This window comes from Paramagnetospirillum caucaseum (assembly GCF_000342045.1).
Lineage (GTDB): Bacteria > Pseudomonadota > Alphaproteobacteria > Rhodospirillales > Magnetospirillaceae > Phaeospirillum > Phaeospirillum caucaseum.
On sequence record NZ_AONQ01000208.1, the window covers coordinates 1 to 462 of the forward strand.

Sequence of the window (462 nt, forward strand, 5' to 3'; positions counted from 1 at the left end):
AACCTCACCTACATCCATGGTGATGGTCGATGCCGGTTCAGTTTCAGCATGATCGCCGAAATCGACCTGGACCTGCCCCCCTGCTCGAACCTGATCAAACAGACATTCGACCTCGTAGGCCACCTTCCGGGCCGTCCTGACGGCATCATAGTAGTTCGACGTGCCCAATGACCTGTTCACGTCCGAACGGGCCAGCTTGGGCCTCAGATCGGTCGGAACGGCCACCCGGTATTGCCATACAGAACCTCGCAACCATAGACCGGTCAGACGGCGGCGACGTGGTTTGGTGGAGCCATTATGTGACGCACTTATGTGACAGTCATTTCCTCGAAAAACCGAGGATTTCTGCGGATTTCCGGGTCGCCGTGATGGCTCGTTATGTAGCGTGGAATTGGAACAGGCCGGTGATTTCTCACCGGCCTGATCGAAAAGACCAACCGAATCAACATGTTGGTGCTTTTT

1 protein-coding gene is annotated in these 462 nt (G+C 55.2%); it reads right to left on the reverse strand.

Going from position 1 to position 462, the window contains the following annotated elements; all coding sequences use genetic code 11:
* Positions 1 to 252, reverse strand: a 252-nt coding sequence (locus tag H261_RS26825; protein WP_407636104.1) for a DUF6538 domain-containing protein, incomplete at its 3' end; no start/stop codon positions are given.
* Positions 253 to 462: the final 210 nt, after the last annotated feature.